Below are 23,623 nucleotides of genomic sequence, written 5' to 3'. Positions count from 1 at the left end.
CTGCACGGCGAGGCCGGGGCGGACGTGATCCGGGGCGGCATCGGCGATGACATGCTGAGCGGTGGCGCCGGGGCCGACCTGTTCATCTTTGCGGCCGGGCATGGCAGCGACAGGCTGACCGATTTTGCGCCGGGCCAGGACCGCATCCAGATCGACATTGCCGGTCAGGACTATGCCGGTCTGGTCATTGCCGACCGGGGCGCGGATACCTGGATCGACACGGGCGGCGGCACCATCCTGCTGCAGGGCCTGGACCCCGGCGCGCTGAGCGCCGGCGATTTCCTGTTTCTGTAAGGGCCCGGCCACGCAGAACCTGAACGGCGACACAAGGTGGCCGCAGGTTCGGCGGCAGGGGCGCGCGCGGCCGACGCCCTGCAAGCCTCGCAACGCGCCGCCCCGGCGGCCAGATGTCCGCAGTTGATTTTTGGGGCGCTCGATGGCGCCAGTCCTCCGTTCGACCGTGGTAATCCCGGCACATTCGGGGGCCGTCTCTGGAGGCGTCTTGTTCTCTTTCCAACTGAAGACTAAGTGCAGATCAGCGCGAGGCGGTTTGCCTCATGCAATGGAGATTTTATGCAAGAGTCCCGGGCCAACGCCCGTTCCTGACACCGCAAGTTTCAGGAATGCCAGACAAGATAGGGACACTCACGCGCGAGGCTGAGTGAGCCCGTTTCTGCACTCTCATGAAATCGAGACACTCCGTTGAATATCTCAAAACACGAACAGCGTGTTTTGCATGAGCTCGCTCGTGGTGGGGCTATCCACTACGAACGACAGGCAAACGGCAAGATACGCGACATCACATGTTACACGCGAGAGGGTCATGTTCTGACCGACTGCACGCTCGACGTGTTCCAGCGCCTTCGAAAACGGCGCTTCATCCATTCGCAAAACGGACATCCCTACCGCGCGTCGCGGTTGGGGATCAAATCCGTTCGCGCGCAACTCGATCAAAGATAAGAAAGCACAGGACAATGACAGACACCAACCCTTCTATCCGTCCCTATCGCGCCGATGATGTCGAACCCGTGATTGCCGTTTGGCAGAAAGCGAACGCGCTTGCGCATCCATTTCTCGCGCCAGAGTTCGTGGCCGAAGTGCATCAGGCGATGCGCGACATATATCTTTGCAACGCGGAGACATACGTGTTGGAAAAAGATGGTGCCGTGGCCGGTTTCATCGCATTGCTTGGCAATGAAATCGGTGGCCTGTTCCTCGACCCATCGCTGCATGGGAAAGGGTACGGCAGGGTGCTCGTGGATCACGCATGCGCGCTCAAGGGGCCGTTGAAGGTTGACGTCTTCCGCGACAATGTTGTCGGGCGTCCGTTTTATGAACGCTACGGCTTTGAATTTGTCGCGGACGAACTTCACGAGCCTTCCGGACAAATGAACCGGAAGATGGCAATGCCCGGGGCATAAATCCAACAGACCGCCTCGCCTCAATTGGGGACGGTCACCTTATGCTATGCCGTGCGGTTGCGGATATCCCCATGTTTTCACATAACATGGATTACAGCGCGGTTTTTTGTGCGCGCAAAGTTAAAGTGTCCCACATCTGCAAAGTAGAAGTGTCACACTCTGCCCCAATGAGAACAGGCCGGGGGATCGTGCTGAGGCCTGGGCGCGATCCGATCTGGCACCCGCAAAGGCAAAAAGGCCGGACCCTGCAAGGTCCGGCCTGAATTCCGGTTCGCCCGGCCGCCCGGTCTTAGTTGGTCGAGGTGGTGGTGCTGGTGTTATCATCGTCGTTGGCAATCATGACACCCGCGATAATCACGAAAGCGGCGATCGCGCCTGCAGTGGCGGCGGTCAGGCCGCTGCCGGCCAGAGCCGCGGGAACCGACGCCGACTGTGCGCGGGCCGGCGTCATGGTCGTGGACAGGGCCATTGTGCCGAGGATCAGCGCTGCAATCGTCTTTTTCATGGTTCAGAACCCTTGCTGGTTGAGTCATTGAATGGAGTCTTGCCCGATACGTACCGCAGTTTTCGCAGCGTTTCAATCACGCAGACGGGCCTGTTGTGCGTTGTCACCACTTTTTTTGTCGCAATTGCAACAGTTTTTCCCGGGCGGAGGGGCGCGCCCCGGGTGATTCTACCCATGCGGGAAACCCGCTATTTCGTAACCTGCCGCAGACGCAGATAGCCGATATGCGGGCCGGCCCATTGCCGCGATTGCCAGATCAGTTGCGCGCGCGGATCGATCCAGTAATCGTTGGTGACCGTGCCGCCGGCCCCGTCGCAGCGTTCCTGCAGATGCCGTGTTGCCAGGGTCAGGCCGATGATCTCTATGGTTGTGGACCCCCGGTCGGTGACGGTGCAGGCCAGGGCCAGTCTGACCTGCTTGTTATCGGCATTGGCCACGTGCAGCACGCGCTGGCCCGAGGCCGGCCCCAGCCCGCCGGGCGCGATCCGCAGCTCGGTGGACAAGAGATCGCCGCCCAGACCGCGGGTGGCGATCAGCACCCCGCCGCGCACGGTCACGGTCTCGTTGGTCTCGGTGCGCCAGACGGTGATCCCGCCGGCGGCATTGTCGCGCCGCTGCAGGCTGGGATAGAGGAACGCGGTCAACGCGTCGCGCTCGCGCGTGACCTCAAGGAACGCGCCGTCCAGCGTGTCCAGCACCGCCCGGGTCAGCGGCGGGCGCTCGGGTTTGGGGGCGGTGCGTGCGGTGACCGCCTCGCGGGCGGCCTCGATCACCTGCAGCTGCAGGGTGGGCGCGTCGGTGCCGCCGCTGCAGGCGGCCAGGCCCAGCAGCGGGATCAGAACCGCCAGCCGGCGCAAAAGGCCGATCATTCCCATACCCTCGCCCATTGACCGGTCAGTGCTGCCTGATGCGCCGTGCGCACCTGGCCATACAGCCGTCCCGGCACGTTGACTTTCTGCCCGCCATCGCGCTGGACCGGGCGGATGGTGGTGCCAAAGGCCTGGCGGCTGGGCTTGCCCAGGAACCAGGCGATCGGGATCCGGAACCTGATGCCCTTGTCGAAGGAACCTTCGCCGAAATCCTCGGCCGAGACATCGGTCTTGGTAAAGAACGCCCCCACCGACCAGCCATTGTCAAACACCCGGTCCAGGCTGAAGGTGGCGCCGATATCGCCGGCCAGATAGCGGCCGATATCGACCTGTCCCAGATAGCCACCGCCGAAATCGTAATAGGCCGAGGCATGGCCGGTGACGACATCGTAATCCTGGAACCCGAACAGCTGGTCGAAATCGCGCTTTTTCACGTAATTCGCCTCGACCCCCAGCGCCAGCGGGCTGCCGACCGGTTTCCACAGCACTTCGCCGGACAGACCGCCATACATGGTTTCCAGATAGCCGCCGGTGACGCGGGCATAGAGATCGCGCCCGGGGCGCCACTGTCTGGCGGCGAACAGGTTGTTCAGCGTGGTGTCATATTGCGCATATTCGACCTGGTCGGTGCGCACATGCGGCAGCACCGAATTCGAAGCCCGCCCGTCCTTGACGTTGCCGGCGATGCGCTGGCGGATACTGCCCGAGATGATCCAGCCCGGCGCCGGCTGATAGCTGCCGCGCAGCGCCAGCCCGACATCCAGCCGGAACGGCCGGTCCGGGTCGAAATAGGCCGGGCTGAAATAGGGCGCCAGCGACCAGCTGGCATCGGGATAGAGATCGGCCGCCGGCATCGCCGCCGTGGCCAGTGGCGGGGCGTCTGAAAAGGCGGTGACCGCCAGCAGCGCGTCGGTGGCGTTGCCGTCAAATTCCAGCGCCTCCAGGTCCGAGCGGCGGATCGTCGTCGCCGACAGCGCCATGCCGTTTGACAGGGGCACCAGCCGCAAGGTCTCGACCGAGGCCGGCATCACCCGCGCCAGCGCCCGCGCCGCGCGCCCGACCGCGTTGGCATAGGACATGTATTGCAGGTTGCGAAAGCGCAGCTCGGCGGTATCGGCGCTGACCGTCAGGCTTTCCAGCACCAGCCCGTCGGCGCGCAGCACCGGGTCCAGGATGTCGCGCAACTGCTGTTTCACGCTCTGGCTGGCGGTCCAGCCGGTGTCCCAGAGACCCGGGTTGGTGTCGCGCGCCGGGCGCTGGGGCACCGGTTGCGGGGCCTTGACACGCATCGGGGTCGCCGGTTGTTTCGGGTTCAGCTGCACCTGCAGGTTCACCCCCAGCTCGCTGCCGTAAAGATAATAGGCCCCCAGCCGCGTGCGCTGGCTGGCCTGGTATTCGATGCCGAAATTGAACGGCGATTTCTTCTGGAACACCGAGGTGGTCTGGGTTTCGGTCACATAGTCGTCGCTGGAATATTCCAGCTTCAGCCCCAGCTTGTCATTGGGCCGCCATTCCAGCCCGGCAAAGGGCGCATAGGGGCCGCGGAACCACTGGTCATAGGCGGGCTCGCCGCCCCGGCCGTTCGGGTCATAGGGCGGGCGGGAGCCGGTGCTGCCGATGCTGCCATGGCTGCCCAGCCGCCCCCAGCCGAGGCCGGCGGTCAGCTTCAGCTGCCCGTCCTGACCGGCGCGCGCACCCCAGCCCGGGGTGGCGAATGTCTTTGTGGCGACGATATATTCACCGGCATAGATCCCGGTGCCGGCGAAATCCTGCAGGCCCAGGGCGACCCCCGGAACGTAGCGGCCTTCCTGCAGCAGCCGGAACCGCACGTCGAAACTGCGGTCGTAATAGGTGCCAAAGCCCCCCATGTTCCAGTTCTGGATGCTGTTGTAGCGAAAGCTGGCCGACATCCAGGGGGTGGCCTGGAAGGTCAGATTGAACCGGGTCTGGCCGCCGAAATAGGAGATGCCGGTGACGAATTGCCCGTCCGGCAGCATCTCGGCCGAGGGCATGTCGACCCCGCCGGGCGAGCCATAGAAATTCAGGCTGGGGGCGGGCAGCGGCAGCAGGCCGGGTTCCGCGGCGATCCCGGGCTGCGCGCCGACTCCGGTTTCGGCCCCCGCCCCGGTTTCGGCCCCCGCCCCGGATCCGTTCAGCAGCAGGCCGCAAGCCAGCGCCGCCGCCAGGGACATGCCGGCCCGACCGGGGGGAAGCCCGCGCCGGATCGACACGCGAAGAATCACGGGAAAAATCACGGGAGGGTCGCCTTTTGCCTGCTTTGACTGCCGAAAGTGCTGCCGGAATTCCTGCCTGCTTAGATCACAAAGCGGTCCGGGTGATCAATGACTGCTGCCGGCGCGGCGCTGTTTCGGCGGGATCGCGGTCTTGCGGCAACAAGCCCCCGCCCCGGCGCGGGTCCTGCGGGTCCCGTCACGAGCTTTTGCGCCCGGCCTCGCTGGGCGCATAGCCCTCGACCCAGCGGGTGATGACGCCGCGCGCGGCCTCTTCGTCGCTGGCCACCAGCGCCTGGCGCAATCCGCGCAGCACCCCGGCCACCTCGATCTCGCTCAGGTAATCCTCGCGGGCGCAGAATATCTTTTGATAGCGCGTGCCGATCAGGTCCGGGTTCAGGGTCAGCTCTTCCTCGATCTTCTCGCCCGGGCGCAGCCCGATGATCTCGATCTCGATGTCGCCCTCGGGATTGTCTGCATCGCGCACCGTGTAACCGGCGCTTTCGATCACCTGACGGGCCAGTTTCATGATCGGCATCGGTATTCCCATGTCCAGCACGAAAACCTCGCCGCCGCGGGCCTCGGCCCCGGCCTTCAGGACCAGCTGCACCGCTTCGCGGATGGTCATGAAATAGCGTTTGACCCGGATGTCGGTCACCGTGACCGGGCCGCCGCGGCTGATCTGGTCCTGAAACAGCGGCACCACCGAACCGGATGAGCCCAGCACGTTGCCGAACCGCACCATGGTGAACACGGTGTCGACATGGCGCGTGGCCAGATCCTGCACCACCAGTTCCGCCAGCCGTTTGGAGGCCCCCATCACGTTGGTCGGGCGCACCGCCTTGTCCGAGCTGATCAGGATGAACCGCTCGACCCCGACCTCGGCGGCCTCGCGCGCCAGGGTCTGGGTGCCAAAGACGTTGTTGGCCAGCCCGGCCAGGGGGTTGGCCTCGACCAGTGGTACGTGTTTATAGGCGGCGGCATGCAGCACCACCTGCACGGCGTGGTCCTGCAGCACCTTTCTGACCTGGCGCGGATCGGTAACCGAACCCAGCACCGGCACCAGCTCGATGCCGGTGCCCTCGGTCAGCTGGATCAGTTCCTGATGCACGGTATAAAGCGCCAGTTCGCTGAGTTCATAAAGCACCACCCGCGCCGGCTGGCAGGCCAGCACCTGGCGGCACAGTTCCGAGCCGATCGAGCCGCCCGCGCCCGACACCAGCACCGCGCGCCCGACATAGCTGTCACAGGCCGTGCCCAGCCCCTCGGCGCGATGTTCGCGGCCCAGGAAGTTTTGCGGCGAGACCGGGGTCAGCTTGTCGATCAGCGCCTCTTCGCCGATCAGCTGGGCGAAACTGGGCAGGGCCTGCACCTCCAGCCCCATCTTTTGCAGCCGCCGGGCGATCTGGGCCTGTTTCGGCTGGCTGAGCGAGGGCATCGCCAGCAGCACCCGGTGGATCTGGCGCTGTTGCACCAGTTCGGCGATGCGCGCCGGCGGAAACACCGGCAGGCTGACCAGCCGCATGCCCTGCAGCGAGGTGTTGTCATCGACAAAGGCCACCGGGTCGATGCCCTCGTGGGCGCGCAGCGCCGAGGCCAGCTGGGTGCCGGTGGTGCCGGCGCCATAGATCAGCACCCGGCAGCGCGGCTCGGCCCGGCGATAGATCACGGTCACCACCTGGTACAGCATCACCCGGCAGGTCACCAGGATCATGAAATAGCTGATGCCAAAGATCACATGGGTGCCCGGCGGCTGGTGCAGCCCGGCGAATTCCGTCAGCGCCGCCGCCGCCCCGGCCAGCCCCACCGACAGGATCGCGGTCAGCCGGACCGCATGGCCCTCAAAGGCTTTCAGCTGAACGTTCGGCAGGCCCAGCCACAGTGCCAGCACCGCGGTCAGCGCCAGCAGATAGGGCAGGATGGGCAGGGTCTGCAGCAATGTTTCGACAGCCGAACCCGGCAGCGCCTGCACCGCATAGGTGAACAGCAGCGCGACCGGCACCAGAACCAGATCGATGCCCAGGAAGACATAGCCCTTCTGTTTGCGCGTCAAAGACCGGATCAAGTTCAACATTCAGTCGCTGTCCCCACGACGGTGTCGGTATGGCGCGGTGTCCGGGCCCCGTCTGCCGTGACGCCGGTTCTGTGACGGGGCCGGTGGCGCGAATGCGGGTCACCAGGCCATCGCCCGGAAGGTTGGGATGCATTATGACATATGTACAGGGTTTCAAAATCCCTTTTGGCGACAAATCGCTGAAACCCCGTACCAAAACCGGCGGACGTGGCGGAAATGCCGAAAAATACGCCGATCCGCGGGCGCCGGTTCAGCGCCGCCGCGCAAACAGGTTGCCGATGGTCTGGAACACCAGGTCGAAATCGTAGCACATGTTCTGGTTGCGCTGATAGATCAGGTCCAGCCGTGCCTTTGCCGGCACACAGATGCGGCCATAGACGGCGTCGGTCTCTTCGGGGGTCGCGCAGCGCGACAGCAGCGCGTCCTCGTGCCGGTGATAGACGATGCTGGCCAGCCCGGTGACCCCGGGGCGCGATTTCAGCACCTTTGCATAGATCTCGGGATGGGCCTCGACATACTGGCGCAGGGGCGGGCGCGGGCCGACAAAGCTGAGATCGCCCCTGAGGATGTTCCAGAGCTGCGGGAACTCGTCCAGCCGGCGGGCCCGCAGCCAGGCTCCGGCGGGGGTGATCCGCGCCGTCTTGTCCCCGCCGGACACGCCGGAATCCGTGTCCACCACCGTCATGGTGCGCAGCTTCCACAGCATAAAGGGCCGGTCCACCCCCTTCATCCGCTCGGCGACATAGAACAGCGGCCGGCCCTGGCGGATCAGCAGCCACAGCAGCAGCCCGATCAGCACCGGGCCCAGGATCACCACCAGCAGGCTGGCAAAGAACAGGTCGAAGATGCGTTTGCGCCAGGTCATTCCGTTTCCGCCCGTCCCCTGTCGGTTCCGTCCGGATCGGACGTCAGCCGCCGCCATTCGGCCACCATCGCCGCCGCGGTGCTGTCGGCGGGGGCAAAGCGGGTGAACCGCTGCAGCCGGTCGGTGCACAGCCGCACGTCGGGGATGGCGGTATCCGGTGCCGGGCGCGGCGTCCAGTCCAGATCGGCGGCCTGCAGCAGGGCGCCCATCCGGATCGCGCCCGGGGCGGCGATATTCAGCACATCCGGCAGGTCCGCGGCGGCCAGCAGCTCGCCCAGCACCCGGGCCAGCGTGATCGCGCCGATATAGCTGCGCCGGGGCGTCGTGCCGTCGGCAAAGCGGTCCAGCTGAAACCCGGGGGCCCAGCCGCCCAGGATCGCGTCGACCCCGGCGACATTGCCGATGCGCAGCGATGTGACCGGCACGCCCAGTTCGCGCCCCAGCGCGGCGGCGCGGGCCTCCATCGCCGCCTTGGCGCGGCCGTAATCCGAGACCGGCGCCAGCGCCATGTCTTCGTGCAGCAGGCCCGGTGCGGCGCCATAGACCGCCGCGGACGAGGCCAGGAACACCCGCGATGGCGCCCCGCCCTGCCCCGCCGCCGCCCCGGCGCGCAGGGCGGCCTCGGCCAGGGCGATATTGTCCCGCGGATCCGCCGTCTGCCCCCGGCCCGGCACCACCCCGGCCAGGCACAGAATCGCCTGGCATCCGGACGCGGCCCGTGCCAGCGCGGCGGGGTCGCGCAGCGGGTCCAGCACGATCCAGCCCGGTCCGGGGCGCGGCGTGCGGCTTTGCCACAGGGGGCCCTGTGGCCCTTGCGGCCAGCATTTGCGCAGGATCGTGCCAATGCGACCTGTTGCGCCCAGAACCAGAACCTTGGGAAACTGCATCTGACCCCTGTGCTGTTGACCCGGTCCCTTGTAACAGTATTTTGCCGACCGAATTCCGCCCACCCCTATACAGGCCAACAGCGCGATGCACATCCTTTTCAAGACTCTGGTGATGGTGGGCCTGCTGGGCGGGCTGAGCAGTTGCGGCCGCCTGCCCGGCGGCGCCCCGGCCAGCGAGGAAATCCTGAAGGAAGCCGACAGCGAGACCGCCGATTTCGCGCTCTATCAGGTGACCCGGGCCTTCCTGCCGACAGTGGCGCACTGGCCCGCCACCGGCAAACAGGAGCAACTGCGCTGGATCCCCGCCAGCCCGGGCGCGCGCACATCGATCATCCAGCCCGGCGACACGCTGAACGTGCGGATCTGGGACAGTTCCGACAATTCGCTGCTGACCTCGGTCGAGCAGAAGGAAATCCAGCTTTCGGATGTCGAGGTGGCGTCCAACGGGTCGATCTTCATGCCCTATGTCGGCAATGTCAGCGTCATCGGCCTGACCCCGGACCTGGCCCGCGAGGAACTGCAAAGCGCGTTCGAGGTGATCGTGCCCTCGGCCCAGGTGCAGCTGAGCATGACCGAGGGGCGCAACAATTCGGTCGATCTGGTCAGCGGCGTGCTGCAGCCGGGCACCTATCCGATGCCGGACCGCAACTACACCGTGCTGGGGCTGATCTCGGCCGGCGGCGGTATCAGCGCCAACCTGAACAACCCGCAGATCCGGCTGATGCGGGGCGGGCGGATCTATGGCACCTCGGTGGACAAGCTCTTGAACGATCCCCGGCTGGACACGCTGCTGCGCGGCGGCGACCGGGTCTTTCTGGAAGAGGACGAGCGCTATTTCCTGTCCTTTGGCGCCACTGGCGAAGAGGATCTGCACATCTTTTCCAAGGACGAGATGTCGGCGATGGACGCGGTGTCGATCATGGGCGGGTTTCAGGACAACAAGGCCGATCCCAAGGGGCTGTTGATCCTGCGCGAATACCCCGCCTCGGCCACCCGCGCCGGGGTGCGCGGCCCGCGCCAGACCCGGGTGGTGTTCACGCTGGACCTGACCACCGCGGACGGGCTGTTTTCGGCCCGGACATTCCGGATCAACCCGGACGATCTGGTCATGGCCACGGAATCGCCGATCAACGACGCCCTGACCGTCAGCAATGTCATCGGCAACTTCTTTGGCGTCTTCAGCCGCGCCGGCGCGATCTAAGCGCCGGGAAAGGCCCGGTCCGGTGGTGCAATGGCGCCTGCGGGGCGGATTTGTCGTTACAAGGGCAACACACAACCGGAACGATACGATTCCTTTTGCACCCGGACCCGCGATCACTATAGTGGCGCCGGTTTTCACCCCCCCGCAGAGGTTCAGCGTTTTTTGTTAAAGAATATCGTGACGTTCATGGTGTCCGCCCTGGTGTCGGTCCTGCTGGCCGAGGCGGTGGTGCGCATCGCCTTTGATCCGGTGGACTATCTGGCGATCGAGACCGAGGCCGATCCGGTGCTCAATCACCGCATTGCCCCCGGGGCCGGCGGCCATGACGATTGGGGTTATCGCAACCCGCAGGTGCCGGAAACCGCCGAGGTGCTGGCCATCGGCGATTCCATGACCTACGGCATCATGGCGAAATCCCGCGAAGCCTGGCCGGCGCAGATGCAGCAGGCGACCGGGACCGGCGTCTATAACGCAGCGCTTGGCGGCTATGGGCCGCTGCACTACCTGCATATCCTGAAAACCCGCGCGCCGGCGCTGGACCCGGCGCAGGTGATCGTCATGATCTATCTCGGCAACGATCTGATGGACACTTACAACCTGGCCTATTCGAACGCGCATTGGCGGGACTATCGGCTGAACCCCGCGGCCGAGGAGCTGGATGCGGGCCTGTTTCTGGCCGCGCCGCGCCGCGAGTCGCCGACCAAGCGGCTGCGGAACTGGCTGGCGGGCCATTCGGTGCTGTACCGGATGATCACGCAGACCCCGCTGTTTGACAGTATCCGCGAGCGCGAGCGCCTGGCGGGATCGGGCACCGCCTTTGCCTATGACCATCTGGGGGCACAGATCGTGCTGGACCCGCTGCAGAAGCTGACATTCGTCGATGCCGACGATCCGCGCATCCGCGAGGCGCTGCAGATCACGCAACGGGCGCTGACCGAAATGGCCGATTATTGCGCCGAACAGGGGATTGCGCTGCATGTCGCGGTCATGCCGGTGCGCGAACATGTGTTCGCGGGGATCGCCGCGGCGGATCTGACGCCCGCCCAGCAACAGGACATGCGGAAACTTGCCGGTAACCTTGAGGCCATAGAGATGGAGCTTGCGGCTATTCTGGATGCGGCCGGAATCGCCCGCACCGATCTGCGGCCGGTTCTGGAACAGGCCCTGCAAACCGGCAACATCTATCCGCCGACGGATGGTCATCCGAATGCGGCGGGCTACAAGGTGATTGCGGAGGCCCTGGCCCCCGTGATCGAAAATTAAGGAGCGCGCGGCATGTCCGACGTGAATGCACATACCGAAGTCGAAATGGGGTCGAACCGGTCCTTTGGCCTGGTGTTCGCCGCTGTCTTTGCGCTGATCGCGTTCTGGCCGGTCCTGGGCGGCGGGCCGGTCCGGATCTGGGCGCTGATCATCGCGGCGGTCTTTCTGGCGCTGTCGTTTCTGGCGCCGGATGTGCTGCGGCCCCTGAACCGCCTGTGGTTTCAGTTTGGCATGCTGCTGAGCAAGATCGTCTCGCCGATCGTCATGGGGATCATCTTTTTCGTGACGGTCACGCCGATCGGCCTGATCCGCCGGATCCGGCACCCGGATCCGCTGAACCAGACGTTCGATCCGGCGGCCGAAAGCTATTGGATCGACCGGGACAAGGCCGACCTCGCCCCGACCTCGATGCGCAAGCAATTCTGAATAACGAAACATCCGTCAGGTAAGGGAGCTTGCCAATGTCTTTTGTCGCCGAACTCTGGGATTTTCTGAGAGCCCGCAAGAAATTCTGGCTGCTGCCGATCCTCTTGATGATGGTCCTGCTGGGCGGGCTGATCGTGCTGACGCAGGGCTCGGCGATCGCGCCCTTCATCTATACCGTGTTCTGAGACCCGGGCGGGCCCCGGCCCGCGCGCGGTACTTTTCCCAACTTGAAGGTGGACGCCCATGACAGCCATCCTTGGTCTTTCCTCGTTCTATCATGACAGCGCGGCCGCGCTGCTGGTGGACGGGCAGGTCGTGGCAGCCGCGCAGGAAGAACGCTTTACCCGGAAAAAGCACGATGCGGGCTTTCCCCGCAAGGCGATCGAATACGTGCTGGAAGAAGGCGGCCTCAAGCTGGCCGACCTGGATCATGTGGCGTTTTACGACAAGCCGTTCCTCAAGTTCGAGCGCCTGCTGGAAACCTATCTGGCCAATGCGCCGCGGGGGTTCCGGTCTTTCCAGATGGCGATCCCGGTCTGGATCCGCGAAAAGCTGTTTCAAAAGGACCTGATCCTGAAAGAGCTGCGCGGGATCGATCCCAAGGCGCAGTTCCGCGACAAGCTGCTATTTGCCGAACACCACATGAGCCATGCGGCCAGCGCCTTTTACCCCTCGCCCTTTGACGAGGCCGTGGTGCTGACGCTGGACGGTGTCGGCGAATGGGCCACGACCACCGTCGCCATCGGCCGCGGCAAATCCCTGGAGATGAAAAAGGAAATCCATTTTCCGCATTCCCTGGGCCTGCTCTATTCCGCGGTCACCTATTATACCGGCTTCAAGGTCAACAGCGGCGAATACAAGGTCATGGGCCTGGCGCCCTATGGCGAGCCCCGTTTCAAGGATCTGATCCTGAAGGAACTGGTCGATCTCAAGCCCGACGGCTCGTTCCGGCTGAACCAGCGCTATTTCAACTATGCCACCGGGCTGACGATGACCAATGCGCGGTTTTCCGAACTGTTCGGCCGGCCGGTGCGCAAACCCGACAGCGAGCTTCTGGAACAGTTCCACATGGACATGGCGGCCTCGGTCCAGGCGGTCACCGAGGAAATCGTTCTGACCATGGCGCGGCATCTGGCGGCGGAATACGGCATTCCCAATCTCTGCATGGCCGGCGGCGTGGCGCTGAATTGCGTGGCCAATGGCAAGATCCTGCGCGACGGCGCTTTCAAGGACATCTGGATCCAGCCCGCGGCGGGCGATGCCGGCGGCGCGCTCGGTGCCGCCTGCGCGGCCTGGCATCAGGAACTGGACCAGGACCGGGTCCTGGACCGCAGCCAGCGCGACGGCATGCGCGGCAGCTATCTGGGTCCGGTCTTTGCACAGCCCGAGATCGAGCGCCGCCTGGGCGCGATCGGCGCGAAATTCGAGACGCTGGATGAGGCCGAAATGATCGACCACGCGGCCCAGGCCCTGGCCGATGGCAAGGCGGTCGGCTGGTTCAACGGGCGCATGGAGTTCGGACCCCGCGCCCTTGGCGGGCGCTCGATTCTGGGCGATCCGCGCTCGGAAAGCATGCAGAAGACCCTGAATCTCAAGGTCAAGTTCCGCGAAAGCTTTCGCCCCTTTGCCCCGTCGGTTCTGCGCGAGGACATGGCGCAGTGGTTCAACCTGGACCATGACAGCCCCTATATGCTGCTGGTGGACCATCTGCGTCAGGACCGTTGCCGGACCATGACCGCCGAAGAGGAGGGGCTGTTCGGCATCGAGAAACTGAATGTCAAACGCTCGGAATTGCCGGCGATCACCCATGTGGATTATTCCGCCCGCATCCAGACGGTGCATGCGGACACCAACCCGCTGTATCATCGGCTGATCACGGCGTTTCGCGATCTGACCGGCTGTCCGGTCGTGGTGAACACCTCGTTCAACGTGCGCGGCGAACCCATCGTCTGCACGCCCGAGGACGCGTTCCGCTGTTTCATGGGCACGGATATGGACGTTCTGGTCGTGGGCAACACGGTGCTGAAGAAAGAAGACCAGGATCCGGCGCTGCGCGAAGACTACAAGAACAAATACGAGCTGGATTGACGCGCGGCTCCCGCGTCCGGTCATGAACGACCGGGCCCGGCATGCCGAAAAGGCCAGCGAGTGACATGCGGGACAGGATGACAGGACGGTGCAGAACAGGTCGGGACAGGCAATGGCGCAAGGCGGTTCTGAGAACCAGGGCCGCGGCTCGGTGATCCCGGAGCGTCTGCGCGGTCTCATGGGGGGCGACGGTCTGCGTGCCCGGGCGCTGCGCGGCACCGCCTTTACCTTTCTCGGTTTTGGTACGCAGCAGTTTCTGCGTCTGCTGTCCAACCTGGTGCTGACGCGGCTGCTGTTTCCCGAGGCCTTTGGTCTGATGGCGCTGGTAATGGTGGTGCTGACCGGGCTCGAGATGTTCTCGGACACCGGCATAAACACCGCGATCGTGCAGAACCGGCGCGGCGACGATCCGGCCTTTCTCAACACCGCCTGGAGCCTGCAGATCGGACGCGGGATCCTGCTGTGGCTGCTGACACTGGCCCTGGCCCTGCCGATGGCCCAGTTCTACGATCAGCCGCAACTGGCCGCGCTGCTGCCGGTGGCGGGGTTCAACATGGTCATTCTGGGGTTCCAGTCGATGCGGCTGGCGGTGGCCAACCGGCATATTGCCCTGGGCCGCCTGACGGCGCTGGAACTGAGCAGCCAGGTGGCCGGCATCGTCGTGATGGTGCTGCTGGCCTGGGTGACGCAATCGGTCTGGGCGCTGCTGCTGGGCACGCTGGTTGGCAGTACGGCCAAGACCGTGCTGTCGCATCGGCTGCTGCCCGGTCCCCGGGATCGTCTGGCCTGGGATCGCGCGGCCTTTTCAGAACTGTTCCATTTCGGCAAATACATTTTCATCGGGTCGATGGCCGGGTTCCTGATCAACAATGCCGACCGCGCGGTTCTGGGCAAGTTCATCACCATCGGGGAACTGGGCGTCTATAATATCGGCTTTTTCATGGCCTCGGTGCCGCTGATGGTCGGTTTCCAGCTCGGCAGCCGGGTGCTGATGCCGGTCTATGCCAAGGCGCCGCCGGGCGCGGATCCGGGAAATCTGCGCAAGATTCGCCTGGCGCGGGGGGGGCTGGGGGCCGCGCTGGTCGGGCTCGGGCTGACCTTTGCCCTGACCGGGGACTGGCTGATCGGCGTGCTCTATGAGGCGGAATATGCTCTGGCCGGCCCGATCATGGTGCTGCTGAGCCTGACCTATCTGCCGACACTGGTCCTGAACGCCTATAGCGTTCTGTTCCTGGCGGTGGGCAAGTCGCGGATTTTCACCATCTATCTGGTCGTTCTGGGCAGCTTGCAGCTGGCGCTGCTGATCCTGCTGGTCGCGGAATTCGGCATATTGGGCGCCACCGTCGCCCCCGGACTGGCCATCCTGCTGGTCTATCCGCTGACCGCCTGGTTCGCGCAGCGCGAAGGCGGTTGGGACCCGCTGCTGGATCTGGGTTTCCTGATTGTCATCGTGCTGGGGGCTGCGGGCGTTTTGGGCCTGCATGACACCGCGGTTGCCGAGGTGCTGCGCGGGTTGGGCGGCTGAGCCTCACTTGTATTCGATCAGACGCGCCCGGGCACCGATCAGGCGGCGCCAGCCATAGGTCAGGGCACCCTGGGTCTCGGGGAACTTGCCCAGGGTCAGAAACAGCGCCTGCGCCCAGGGCAGGCCGCGCCGGCGCAGCCGCAGCACCTGCAGCGGATAGATCAGAAAGCCGGCCAGCATCCAGGGGGTCAGGGCGATGGCGGCAAACAAGAGGGCCAGCGGCAGACCCAGCCCCCAGGTCAAAGCGCTGGCAAGTTCACGCCGCTTGTAGCGTTCCGGGCTGCGGCCATACATGGCGACGCCCTCGGCATAGGTATAGCCGGCCCGCCGCGCCCGCTGCCACCATTGGTTGAACCGGGTCATTGCCGCGTCGTGCAGTGTCATCTCGGCATCGATGCGCCAGATGTCCCAGCCTTTTGCACGCAGCCGCAGGCACAGTTCCGGTTCTTCGCCGGCGATCAGGTCCGGGTTGAACCCGTCGACCTGGTTCAGTGCGGTCATCCGCCCCAGCACGTCGCCACCACAGGCGCTGACCTGGCCATGGGGCGTATCCCATTCTGCGTCGATGAGATGGTTGTAGACCGAGGCTTGTGGAAAGCGTTCCCGCCGGCGGCCGCAGACCATCGCCGCTTGGGGTGTGTCGCGCAGGAAATCCGTTGCGGTTTTGATCCAGTCGGGTTGCAGAACGCAATCCCCATCGATGAACTGCACGAAGTCCGGCTTGTCGTCCCTGCCGTTCAGCCGCTCCAGCCCGGCATTGCGCGCCCGTGCGGCGGTGAAGGGCTGGCTGGTGTCCAGATGCACCACCTCGATCCCGGCGGCCTGCGCCGCCTCGATACTGCCATCGGTCGAGCCGCTGTCGACATAGATGACATTCGAGAACCGATCGCCCAGCGAGGCCAGACAGGCGTGAAACCGTTCCCCCTCGTTACGCCCGATGATGATTGCCGCCGGTTTCATGTCAACCTGTTCTGCCAAGGGGGCGGGCGGGAATGCCGCCGACGGTGAGGCCGGGGGGGACATCTTTCACCACCACGGCATTGGCCCCGATCCGGGCGCCGTCGCCGATCTCGATTGCACCCACGATCACCGCACCGGCTCCGATATCGACATGATCGCCGATGATCGGCCGGGCCTGGTCTTCGCTGGATCGGGCAATGCCGAATGTGGTGTTCTGCCGGATGGTCACGTCATTGCCGATGGTGTGGGCGACAAGGATCATGCCGCCGAAATGATCCAGCCGGACCCGCCGGCCGACCCGAACGGTATAGGGCAGCATGATCCCGCAAAACCATTGGCAAAGCTTGTACATGATACCGTAGATCACGGTGAGCGGTATTCGCAGAAGACGTGGGCGCACCGACATGCGCCAGTTGCCGAAACGGTGCCAGAACAGTGCCCAGAAACCTTGCGAGAACGGATCGCCGTCATTGGTGCGCAAATCCTCGGCCACCAACGCCCAGAATCCGATATCCGAAGGATTGTCGTTCCGGGTTCCGGGATTGGGAGCGAAACGTTCTGTCCGGTCAGCGGGTGTCATCGCGACGTTCCGTTTCCTGCAAGCGGCGACCGGCCGGCCAGAAGCGGCCGCGCGGCACTCTGCCAGAAATCGGCGAGGAAATTTCCGGGCAGCCCGGGGATCTTGCCCCGCAGGCGGGCCAAAAGAAAATGCAGCACCGCGGCGCCCAACACGCAGATCGCCAAAGCAGCCGCACGGATGCGGCCCTGGGAGGTGTGAAAGTAATGCGCCCAGGACTGGTACCAATAGGCCGGGCGCGGCGGGGTTCGGGCCTCACCGCTGCGGACCCCGGTTGCCGCACCTTCGACATGGACCACCCGGGCCTCGGGAACATACCAGGTCTGCTGACCCTTTTCTGCCGCCCGGCGCATCAGATCGACCTCTTCGAAATAGAGAAAATAGGCGGGGTCAAAAAAACCGAATGCCTGCAACATGTCGAAACGGGCCATCACCGCCGCCCCCGCGACCCAACCCACGGGTCCGCGCGGGTGATCATGTGACAGTGGAACCTGATAATGCCGAAACAGGCGCGTGACGGGACCAAAGCCCAGGGTCTGCACGCATTCCGACACAAAGCCCGGCAGGCGGAACGCGGCGGTGACCGGTCCGGTTTCGGGTTTGGAGATCCCGGCGCCGGCAAAGCCGGCCTCGGGCGTGGCATCCAGAAAATCGGCGAGAATGGCAATGGCATCGTTTTCGAGCCGGGCGTCAGGATTGAGCAGAAAGACATAGCGGGGCGGGGTCGGCCGTGCCGCCAGGGCCTGCAGGGCCCGGTTGTTGCCCCGGCCGAACCCGTGATTGACCTCTTCGGGATAGAAGATGACCCGGTCTTGCCAGGCCGGCTTCTGCATCCGGGCCGACAGGATATCGCGGTCCGGCCCCGGTGACGCGTTGTCGACCAGGTGGATATCGACGGTTCGCCCGGCATGGTCGCGCTGCAGCACGCTGTCGACCGCGGCCCCGGCCAGATCCGCCGTGCCGTAATTGACGATGATGACCGAGATTTCCGCCGGTTGCGCCATGCTTTTCTTCTCATCCATGTTCAGTTTCCCGCTTTCGCTGGCGTTCGTGCCGCGATCGCTGCCGCGTATACTGGCTGGGGCGGTCCGGTCGGGCCTCGTCGGTCTCGTTGCGCGGTGGCGCCGACCGACTGTATTCCGGGCGGGTGCGCCCGCCCGGCCCGGCGGCCGGTTCCGGTTGCGTCTTTGCGGCGATCCGGCCCAGTTCCAATCGCCCCCAGAGCGCGCCGGCGATCATCCAGGTCAGGGGCGTTGCGCTGGCGTTGGGCAACATGTCGATCAGATTGCCGGCCAGCATCAGGGCCAGGATCGAGCTTTCCATGCCGATCTCGTAGCGGCGGCAATGCACCAGCAACAAGAGCAAGGGCACGCAGAGCAGCCCGAATTCGAACAGGTACCGGACCCAGCCGCCGACGCCCAGCACGATGATCCAGTAGCCGTCGGCAATCGTGATATCGGCCCCGGTGGTCGGGTCCAGAACCCGGGATCTGCCCCAGCCGCCCCAGCCGAACCAGGGGCGCTGCTGCGCCTTGGCCAGCATCATGTCTTCGTTCTGGGTGCGGGTTGCAAAGGAAGAGGCCCGCTGCGGGTCGATCTGTTCCACCTGATGCCGGATCTGCTCGACGGGGATGAAACCGCCCGAGCGGGCGACCGGATAGCTCAGCACAAGGCAGGCGATCGTGCTGGCGGCGATCAACTGGCCGCGCACCCCCAGAAACAACGCGATCGGCAGCAGCAGGATCCCGATGATCAGGGCGCCGAACGACTTGGACAGGATCAGCGTGAGAAAGAGCCAGGCCGTGGCCGCCAGAAAGACACGGCGCTTTTTGCCGTCAAGGCGCGACAATCCGGCGGCGGCCAGCATGACCATGAAGAAAAAGATCGACAGGACCAGCCCATGGCTCAGGAACACGATCGGGCGCCAGCCCCCGGCCCGGTAATGCTGTGCAAAACTGTGCGGGAAAAAGCCATAGATCCATTGGTTGAGCTGCGGAGACATCCGCACTTCGATCAGGGCCAGAAGCGAATATCCAAGCCCGGCGAAGCACAGAACCTGCAACAGCAGGATATGGGTTTCGGGCCGCGCCAGGAATTTGCGCGCCAGCAACATCGGCAACAACAGAATGAACGCGCTGAGGATTTGCGACAGCCCGTCATAGAGGCGCATGCCGGGCAGAAAGACCACCCCGAAATGGATCAGATCGCCATTCGTGACCACGGTGAGCAGCGCGCCCACGGCCATCCCCAGACTGGCGATCCAGACGAACAGGCTTTGCGGCAGCAGCGAATTATCCTCACCGGCCCGGCTCGGCCGGAACAGGGTGATCAGCAGCAGGACCGCCAGAGCCGGCATCGAATGCTTGGTCAGGGCCGGCAGCATCGGCAGGTCGAATTCGGTGTTTTCGGGCAGCAGCAGAAACCCCGCCAGAATGGCCAGGACGAATGCCAGGGCGGGGGCAAATTTTTTCGCCAGAACCAGTACGACCAGCGGCCAGGAAAACAGGGCAAGAAGGGGCGGCATGAGCAGCGGTCAACCTTGGGGTCAGTGGCGGAGTCAATAATGGGCAGACCTTAACATGCAGGACAACATCGCCATCCCAAATTCAAGCAAATTTTTGCCAAATACATGAAACGACGTGGTTTCTTTCTCGAAAACCGGCAACGTTCTCTCCATCCGAGAAAATTTAACCAACATGACAGAGCCTGCTCATCGTCTGAATTTGCACCGTGCAGACTGCAATATCCCGGAACAAAAAACCGGTGCATCGCAATTGCAGCCAGACTGAGGAGAGTCCCATGTCCGATACGTTTGCCGATGACCAGAGCGGCGCCGAAAGCCCTGGCGCGGCACCGCCCTTTTTTGTGGTGTCGGTGTCCGGCCTTACCGCCAACCCGGTCTATGGCCAGACGGCGCAGATCGGCACCCCGCTTTATGCATCCGCGCATGATTTTTCCGAAACCGCGCCGGCCTCGGTGGGCTGGCAGTGGCGTGACAGCAACGGCGATCTCGCCGGCGCGACCGATGCCGCATACACGCCGGTGATCGGGGACAACCTGGAAACCCTTCACCCCGTGGCGACTCCGGTGGGCGATTATGCGCCCCGGAGCGGCCCGGCCCATACCGTCCGCTTCGCGCCGCCCGTGGCGACCGGGGTTCTGCCCGATGTCAGCTATTCCAGGAATACCGGTGACAAGACGGTGGCCACGGCGGGCACTTTCACCGGCAGCGACCTGAGTTATCTGGCCAGCACCAGCCTGGCCGGGGTGACGATCGACAGCAGCACCGGGATCATCACCATCCCGACCGCAGCGGATGCCAACGGCACGATCACGGTCACGGCCCGCAACAGCGGTGGCTCGGCGCAGCGCGCGTTCAATGTGTCGGTTGCGATGGCGGCCACCGCTCCGGCGGCGATGTCGGCCCCGACCGTCAGCCCGGCCGGCGCAACCTCGTTGCGGGTCGATCTGGCGCCGGCACCGGATGATGGCGGCAGCCCGATCACCTCTTATGATCTGCGCTGGCGCGAAAGCGGCGGCAATTGGAAGACCATCAAGAACATCTCGGACCCGGAGACCCTGAGCGGTCTGACTTCGGACGTGCTCCATCAGATCAGAACGCGGGCGGTCAATGCCATCGGCATGGGCGCCTGGTCGACCATCGGGTCGGGCACGCCGACCGCCCTGCCCCGTATTGCCGCCAATGCCGGGGATACCGTCGATCTGATCGTGGGCGACGGCACGTTCTCGGTCACGGTTTCGGGGGCGGCGCATGCGCATCACAACGGCACGCATGGTCCCTTTGCCTCTGCAGATCTGGATGCCGGACCGGTCATGGTGGTTGCCCCGGTCATCGCCGGCAGCGCCGGCACCGGCGAGACCCTGACGGCCGCCCCCGGCCTGTGGGTACATGATACCGGCAGCGGCTCCACGACCGTCGTGGCCAGTTGGCAGCGCGACACCGAGGTCATTTCCGGTGAAACCGGCGCGACCTATGCCACGACCACGACCGATGAAGGCAAGGCTCTCGAATATCGCGAAACCGCCAGCAACGCCGCCGGCACGCGCATCGCCGCCAGCAACGACATCGCCATTCCGGAAGCGCCGACAAGCGTGTCGTTCCATGACACGTTCGACGGATATGCCGATGGCACCAAGCTGGACACGCTGACGGATTACACACGCGAAAGCGGGTGGGCCTCGGCCGTGGTCAATGCCGGCGTGGCAGAAATGCCCGAAAGCGAGCAGAACCTGACCTATAGCGGCACGATTTCGACGGATCACTATGCCGAGGCGACACTGGCGACACTCAGCGGGTCCTGGGAATCGGCTGCATTCGTGTTCGGGCGCTACATCGACAAGCAGAACCACTATCGCGTGCAGAACGTGGATGGCGGTCTGACCCTGGTAAAGATTGTCGGAGGGGTCTTTGTCAGCCTCGGTGCCTATAACGGCGCCCCGGCAGTCAACGACAAGATCCGGATCGAATGCCAGGGAACGGTGATCCGCTTGCTGGTCAACGGTGTTGTCGAGATAACTGCGGATAACGAGGCGGACCTTTCGGCCGGCAAACCGGGTTTCGGGTTCCAGTTGATCGGCGCCCCGACGGCGACACCGTCCTTTGATGATTTTGGCTGCGGAGATCTGTGATGTATACATTGAACCTTTCCGGTTTTACGACGGGCGACAGCCTGTCCATTGCCGTCACCCAGGATGGCCAGACGGCCGGACCGCTGACCGTGCCGGCCTGGGCGCGGGACGATTCCGGGGGCACGATCGGGATCAACGTGGACCGGACGACGCAGAAAGTCGCGCCGGACAGCGTGCGGTTCTCGGTCGATCTGTCGGCGGCGGTTTTCGACACGGCGGGTCCGGCCGCCGGCGAACATTATGACGCGCGGATGCACGACCTGATCTATCTCTGGGATTTCGGCGATACCGGAGACTGGTCCGCCCCGGTCAATGTGCTGGCCGAATGGAAAAAGCGCGGCGTCGCAAAGGGGCCGTGGGTCAGCCACATGTACCGCCAGCCCGGCACCTATAACGCCTCTGTTCTGGTGATCGAGCCGAGTACGGGAAAGAACGCCACGGCCAGTATCAGTGTCGTCGTGGAAGACCCGGACGTCGCCTATGCCGCATCCAACACCATCTGCGTCAATCCCGTCGGCGACGGCGATTTCGCCGGCGCCCCGCCGGGAGCACGGAAGATCGGCGTGGATGCGTTGCTGACAACCTCTCCGGAATGGCTCAACGAACGGGGCGGCAATGCAAAGCGCTGGCTGTTCAAGAGGGGCGCGACCTTTGACGTCAACCTGTTCCTGACCTCGATGGACACGCAGGGGATCACCTTTGGGTCCTATGGTACCGCCGGGCAAAAACCGGTCCTCAATGCCATCGGGCAGACCGCCACGGACAAGAGTCCGTTTTTCTGGAATGGCGGCTATCCGAGCCATCCACAGAACCTGCCCCCGGACATCCGCTTTTTCGGGCTGGATATCAGGGGAAATTTCGACCCGGCGACCATGCGCAGCGACCGGGATGCGACCGGCATGGCAGGCACCGCCATTGCGGCGTTTGGCAACACCGACATGATCGTGTCGGAATGCAATTTCTCGGGGTTCCTGGCCAGTACGATCTATTTCGGTCCAGGCGATCGGGTATTTGCCGCCAGAATGCATCTGGACGATTGCACGTTCAGCGATTTTGGCGGGCAATATCCGATTTTCTGCGCCCCGAGCGTAACACCGGACAGTGCGGTCTCGCTGACCGGTTGCCGGATCGCCCAGAACCCGAACGCCGTCGACACCGATGCCAACACGCAGGGATCGTCGCGCGCCCCCATCCGGATCGAGCATTCGCAGCATACGCATGTGCGGGGATGCGATTTCTTTCACACGGACCGGGCGCAACACCACATCAAGACGCCGGAAACGCCCTGGTCGGACGGGATGGTCGTCAACATCCACTCGACGGCGTTTGAGGGCGGGTTCGGGGCCGTGGTCCTGGGCGGCAACACCACCACGCCGACGCCGGGCAACGGGCTGCGCCGGTCCAGCGTGCAGAACGTCATTCTGGACGGGCTGATCTATGTCGGCAATCACAGTTCGAACCAGCCGTTCAGGTCCTTTGTGACCGGTGTGACGATCCGGAATTCGATGGTCAGCATCCCGGCGATCCCGACCTATATGTGGTCGGCGGACAGCTTTATCGTGCTGCAGTCGCATGGAACCTTCGATCCGACCGTCGTCGGTGCCGCTCCGATCCGGATCTACAACAACACCTTCCGGATGGATCGCACCTCCGCGCAGAATAACGGCCATGTTCCGCCCCTGGTGAATGACACATATGCCAACGGGCTGTTCACCAATGTCAAAACGGACAACAATGTCATCCACATGCCCAATCTGGACACGCCGCTGACCGCCGCCGCGCCCGTGTCGGACACGGTTCTGTGGACGCCGCGCGGCCTTGGGCGGCGCGACCCCGATACCCTGGTTCTGGACAGCGCCTATGCGTTGCCGGCCGATGCGGTCAAGGCCACCAGACCCTTGCCCGGCTCGGCCGCGCTGGGGGCAGCGCTGAGCGGCGAGGTGTCCTATATGGACATCCTGCTGAAAGACCGGCCCGAACCGCCCTCGCAGGGCGCCTGGGAGGCCGATTGAGCGATCGGCCGGATAGGGGAAATCTCTCGCTTATCCGGCCGTTAGGGCTTTTGCCAGTTAGAGCTTTACC

20 protein-coding genes and 1 pseudogene are annotated in these 23,623 nt (G+C 64.4%); 11 read left to right on the top strand and 10 right to left on the bottom strand.

Annotated features, from left to right (window positions below; genetic code table 11):
- The 3 genes and pseudogenes from ACFMPD_RS15170 to ACFMPD_RS15160 all read left to right on the top strand — a co-directional run.
- A pseudogene (locus tag ACFMPD_RS15170) lies at nt 1-294 on the top strand (calcium-binding protein); the annotation flags it as partial.
- Nucleotides 295-702: 408 nt separating this feature from the next.
- On the top strand, nt 703-960 hold the full coding sequence (locus tag ACFMPD_RS15165) for a YjhX family toxin (RefSeq protein WP_380996181.1): 258 nt from the start codon (nt 703-705) through the stop codon (nt 958-960).
- A gap of 14 nt (nt 961-974) precedes the next feature.
- Nucleotides 975-1,421 carry a GNAT family N-acetyltransferase gene (locus tag ACFMPD_RS15160; protein ID WP_380996179.1) on the top strand — a complete coding sequence of 149 codons (447 nt, stop codon included), beginning with the start codon at nt 975-977 and terminating at the stop codon, nt 1,419-1,421.
- Nucleotides 1,422-1,710: 289 nt separating this feature from the next.
- Here ACFMPD_RS15160 and ACFMPD_RS15155 read toward each other — a convergent pair whose 3' ends face one another.
- The 6 genes from ACFMPD_RS15155 to ACFMPD_RS15130 all read right to left on the bottom strand — a co-directional run bounded on the left by ACFMPD_RS15155 (nt 1,711) and on the right by ACFMPD_RS15130 (nt 8,852).
- Nucleotides 1,711-1,926: a hypothetical protein gene (locus ACFMPD_RS15155; protein WP_380996176.1), complete on the bottom strand. Its 216-nt coding sequence runs from the start codon at nt 1,924-1,926 to the stop codon at nt 1,711-1,713.
- Between the two features lie 188 nt (nt 1,927-2,114).
- Nucleotides 2,115-2,795, bottom strand: coding sequence for a YjbF family lipoprotein (locus ACFMPD_RS15150; RefSeq protein WP_380996173.1), 681 nt, complete (start codon nt 2,793-2,795; stop codon nt 2,115-2,117).
- Complete coding sequence (locus ACFMPD_RS15145; protein WP_380996170.1) at nt 2,792-5,050, bottom strand: YjbH domain-containing protein; 2,259 nt, start codon at nt 5,048-5,050, stop codon at nt 2,792-2,794. Before ACFMPD_RS15145 ends, ACFMPD_RS15150 begins: the two co-directional genes overlap by 4 nt.
- 175 nt (nt 5,051-5,225) lie before the next feature.
- The gene (locus ACFMPD_RS15140) at nt 5,226-7,100 is read right to left on the bottom strand and encodes a polysaccharide biosynthesis protein (protein WP_380996167.1); all 1,875 of its coding nucleotides are present in this window, start codon (nt 7,098-7,100) and stop codon (nt 5,226-5,228) included.
- Nucleotides 7,101-7,350: 250 nt separating this feature from the next.
- Nucleotides 7,351-7,965: a sugar transferase gene (locus ACFMPD_RS15135; protein ID WP_380996164.1), complete on the bottom strand. Its 615-nt coding sequence runs from the start codon at nt 7,963-7,965 to the stop codon at nt 7,351-7,353.
- Nucleotides 7,962-8,852, bottom strand: a complete 891-nt coding sequence (locus ACFMPD_RS15130) for an NAD-dependent epimerase/dehydratase family protein (protein WP_380996161.1) — start codon at nt 8,850-8,852, stop codon at nt 7,962-7,964. The genes ACFMPD_RS15135 and ACFMPD_RS15130 overlap by 4 nt, the downstream gene beginning before the upstream one ends.
- 85 nt (nt 8,853-8,937) lie before the next feature.
- Here ACFMPD_RS15130 and ACFMPD_RS15125 point away from each other — a divergent pair, with 85 nt between their 5' ends.
- From ACFMPD_RS15125 to ACFMPD_RS15100, 6 genes are all read left to right on the top strand, one after another.
- The gene (locus ACFMPD_RS15125; RefSeq protein ID WP_380996158.1) at nt 8,938-10,053 is read left to right on the top strand and encodes a polysaccharide biosynthesis/export family protein; all 1,116 of its coding nucleotides are present in this window, start codon (nt 8,938-8,940) and stop codon (nt 10,051-10,053) included.
- A 162-nt stretch (nt 10,054-10,215) separates the two neighbouring features.
- Nucleotides 10,216-11,316, top strand: a complete 1,101-nt coding sequence (locus ACFMPD_RS15120; RefSeq protein ID WP_380996155.1) for an SGNH/GDSL hydrolase family protein — start codon at nt 10,216-10,218, stop codon at nt 11,314-11,316.
- 12 nt (nt 11,317-11,328) lie between these two features.
- A complete protein-coding gene (locus ACFMPD_RS15115; RefSeq protein ID WP_380996152.1) occupies nt 11,329-11,742 on the top strand; it encodes an SxtJ family membrane protein in 414 nt (137 codons plus the stop codon).
- 35 nt (nt 11,743-11,777) lie between these two features.
- Entirely contained in the window at nt 11,778-11,927 is a 150-nt protein-coding gene (locus ACFMPD_RS15110; protein WP_380996149.1) for a DUF5989 family protein, read from the top strand.
- A gap of 58 nt (nt 11,928-11,985) precedes the next feature.
- Complete coding sequence (locus tag ACFMPD_RS15105; RefSeq protein WP_380996146.1) at nt 11,986-13,830, top strand: carbamoyltransferase family protein; 1,845 nt, start codon at nt 11,986-11,988, stop codon at nt 13,828-13,830.
- 88 nt (nt 13,831-13,918) lie between these two features.
- Nucleotides 13,919-15,355, top strand: a complete 1,437-nt coding sequence (locus tag ACFMPD_RS15100; RefSeq protein WP_380996143.1) for an oligosaccharide flippase family protein — start codon at nt 13,919-13,921, stop codon at nt 15,353-15,355.
- Nucleotides 15,356-15,358: 3 nt separating this feature from the next.
- Here ACFMPD_RS15100 and ACFMPD_RS15095 read toward each other — a convergent pair whose 3' ends face one another.
- Genes ACFMPD_RS15095 through ACFMPD_RS15080 form a run of 4 tightly spaced genes read right to left on the bottom strand, consistent with a single transcriptional unit; the run spans nt 15,359 to nt 19,415 of the window.
- Complete coding sequence (locus ACFMPD_RS15095; RefSeq protein WP_380996140.1) at nt 15,359-16,315, bottom strand: glycosyltransferase family 2 protein; 957 nt, start codon at nt 16,313-16,315, stop codon at nt 15,359-15,361.
- Nucleotide 16,316: 1 nt separating this feature from the next.
- Entirely contained in the window at nt 16,317-16,895 is a 579-nt protein-coding gene (locus ACFMPD_RS15090; RefSeq protein WP_380996136.1) for a serine O-acetyltransferase, read from the bottom strand.
- Nucleotides 16,892-17,914, bottom strand: coding sequence for a glycosyltransferase family 2 protein (locus tag ACFMPD_RS15085; RefSeq protein ID WP_380996133.1), 1,023 nt, complete (start codon nt 17,912-17,914; stop codon nt 16,892-16,894). The genes ACFMPD_RS15090 and ACFMPD_RS15085 overlap by 4 nt, the downstream gene beginning before the upstream one ends.
- Nucleotides 17,907-19,415, bottom strand: coding sequence for a hypothetical protein (locus tag ACFMPD_RS15080; protein ID WP_380996130.1), 1,509 nt, complete (start codon nt 19,413-19,415; stop codon nt 17,907-17,909). The genes ACFMPD_RS15085 and ACFMPD_RS15080 overlap by 8 nt, the downstream gene beginning before the upstream one ends.
- 275 nt (nt 19,416-19,690) lie before the next feature.
- Between ACFMPD_RS15080 and ACFMPD_RS15075 the strand changes: the two genes are divergently transcribed.
- Both ACFMPD_RS15075 and ACFMPD_RS15070 read left to right on the top strand, forming a co-directional pair.
- Nucleotides 19,691-21,541, top strand: a complete 1,851-nt coding sequence (locus ACFMPD_RS15075) for a fibronectin type III domain-containing protein (RefSeq protein WP_380996127.1) — start codon at nt 19,691-19,693, stop codon at nt 21,539-21,541.
- The gene (locus ACFMPD_RS15070) at nt 21,541-23,553 is read left to right on the top strand and encodes a PKD domain-containing protein (protein WP_380996124.1); all 2,013 of its coding nucleotides are present in this window, start codon (nt 21,541-21,543) and stop codon (nt 23,551-23,553) included. The genes ACFMPD_RS15075 and ACFMPD_RS15070 overlap by 1 nt, the downstream gene beginning before the upstream one ends.
- Nucleotides 23,554-23,623: the final 70 nt, after the last annotated feature.

Source organism: Sedimentitalea sediminis, assembly GCF_042687825.1.
Lineage (GTDB): Bacteria > Pseudomonadota > Alphaproteobacteria > Rhodobacterales > Rhodobacteraceae > Sedimentitalea.
Note: the sequence above shows the minus strand (reverse complement) of the source record. Positions and strands in the feature narration are given on the sequence as shown.

Excerpts from the sequence above, each read along its gene's own strand:
- ACFMPD_RS15160 (WP_380996179.1), top strand. The coding sequence starts at position 975 with ATGACAGACACCAACCCTTCTATCCGTCCCTATCGCGCCGATGATGTC.
- ACFMPD_RS15155 (WP_380996176.1), bottom strand. The coding sequence starts at position 1,926 with ATGAAAAAGACGATTGCAGCGCTGATCCTCGGCACAATGGCCCTGTCC.
- ACFMPD_RS15150 (WP_380996173.1), bottom strand. The coding sequence starts at position 2,795 with ATGATCGGCCTTTTGCGCCGGCTGGCGGTTCTGATCCCGCTGCTGGGC.
- ACFMPD_RS15140 (WP_380996167.1), bottom strand. The coding sequence starts at position 7,100 with ATGTTGAACTTGATCCGGTCTTTGACGCGCAAACAGAAGGGCTATGTC.
- ACFMPD_RS15135 (WP_380996164.1), bottom strand. The coding sequence starts at position 7,965 with ATGACCTGGCGCAAACGCATCTTCGACCTGTTCTTTGCCAGCCTGCTG.
- ACFMPD_RS15130 (WP_380996161.1), bottom strand. The coding sequence starts at position 8,852 with ATGCAGTTTCCCAAGGTTCTGGTTCTGGGCGCAACAGGTCGCATTGGC.
- ACFMPD_RS15125 (WP_380996158.1), top strand. The coding sequence starts at position 8,938 with ATGCACATCCTTTTCAAGACTCTGGTGATGGTGGGCCTGCTGGGCGGG.
- ACFMPD_RS15115 (WP_380996152.1), top strand. The coding sequence starts at position 11,329 with ATGTCCGACGTGAATGCACATACCGAAGTCGAAATGGGGTCGAACCGG.
- ACFMPD_RS15110 (WP_380996149.1), top strand. The coding sequence starts at position 11,778 with ATGTCTTTTGTCGCCGAACTCTGGGATTTTCTGAGAGCCCGCAAGAAA.
- ACFMPD_RS15105 (WP_380996146.1), top strand. The coding sequence starts at position 11,986 with ATGACAGCCATCCTTGGTCTTTCCTCGTTCTATCATGACAGCGCGGCC.
- ACFMPD_RS15095 (WP_380996140.1), bottom strand. The coding sequence starts at position 16,315 with ATGAAACCGGCGGCAATCATCATCGGGCGTAACGAGGGGGAACGGTTT.
- ACFMPD_RS15090 (WP_380996136.1), bottom strand. The coding sequence starts at position 16,895 with ATGACACCCGCTGACCGGACAGAACGTTTCGCTCCCAATCCCGGAACC.
- ACFMPD_RS15085 (WP_380996133.1), bottom strand. The coding sequence starts at position 17,914 with ATGGATGAGAAGAAAAGCATGGCGCAACCGGCGGAAATCTCGGTCATC.
- ACFMPD_RS15080 (WP_380996130.1), bottom strand. The coding sequence starts at position 19,415 with ATGCCGCCCCTTCTTGCCCTGTTTTCCTGGCCGCTGGTCGTACTGGTT.
- ACFMPD_RS15075 (WP_380996127.1), top strand. The coding sequence starts at position 19,691 with ATGTCCGATACGTTTGCCGATGACCAGAGCGGCGCCGAAAGCCCTGGC.
- ACFMPD_RS15070 (WP_380996124.1), top strand. The coding sequence starts at position 21,541 with ATGTATACATTGAACCTTTCCGGTTTTACGACGGGCGACAGCCTGTCC.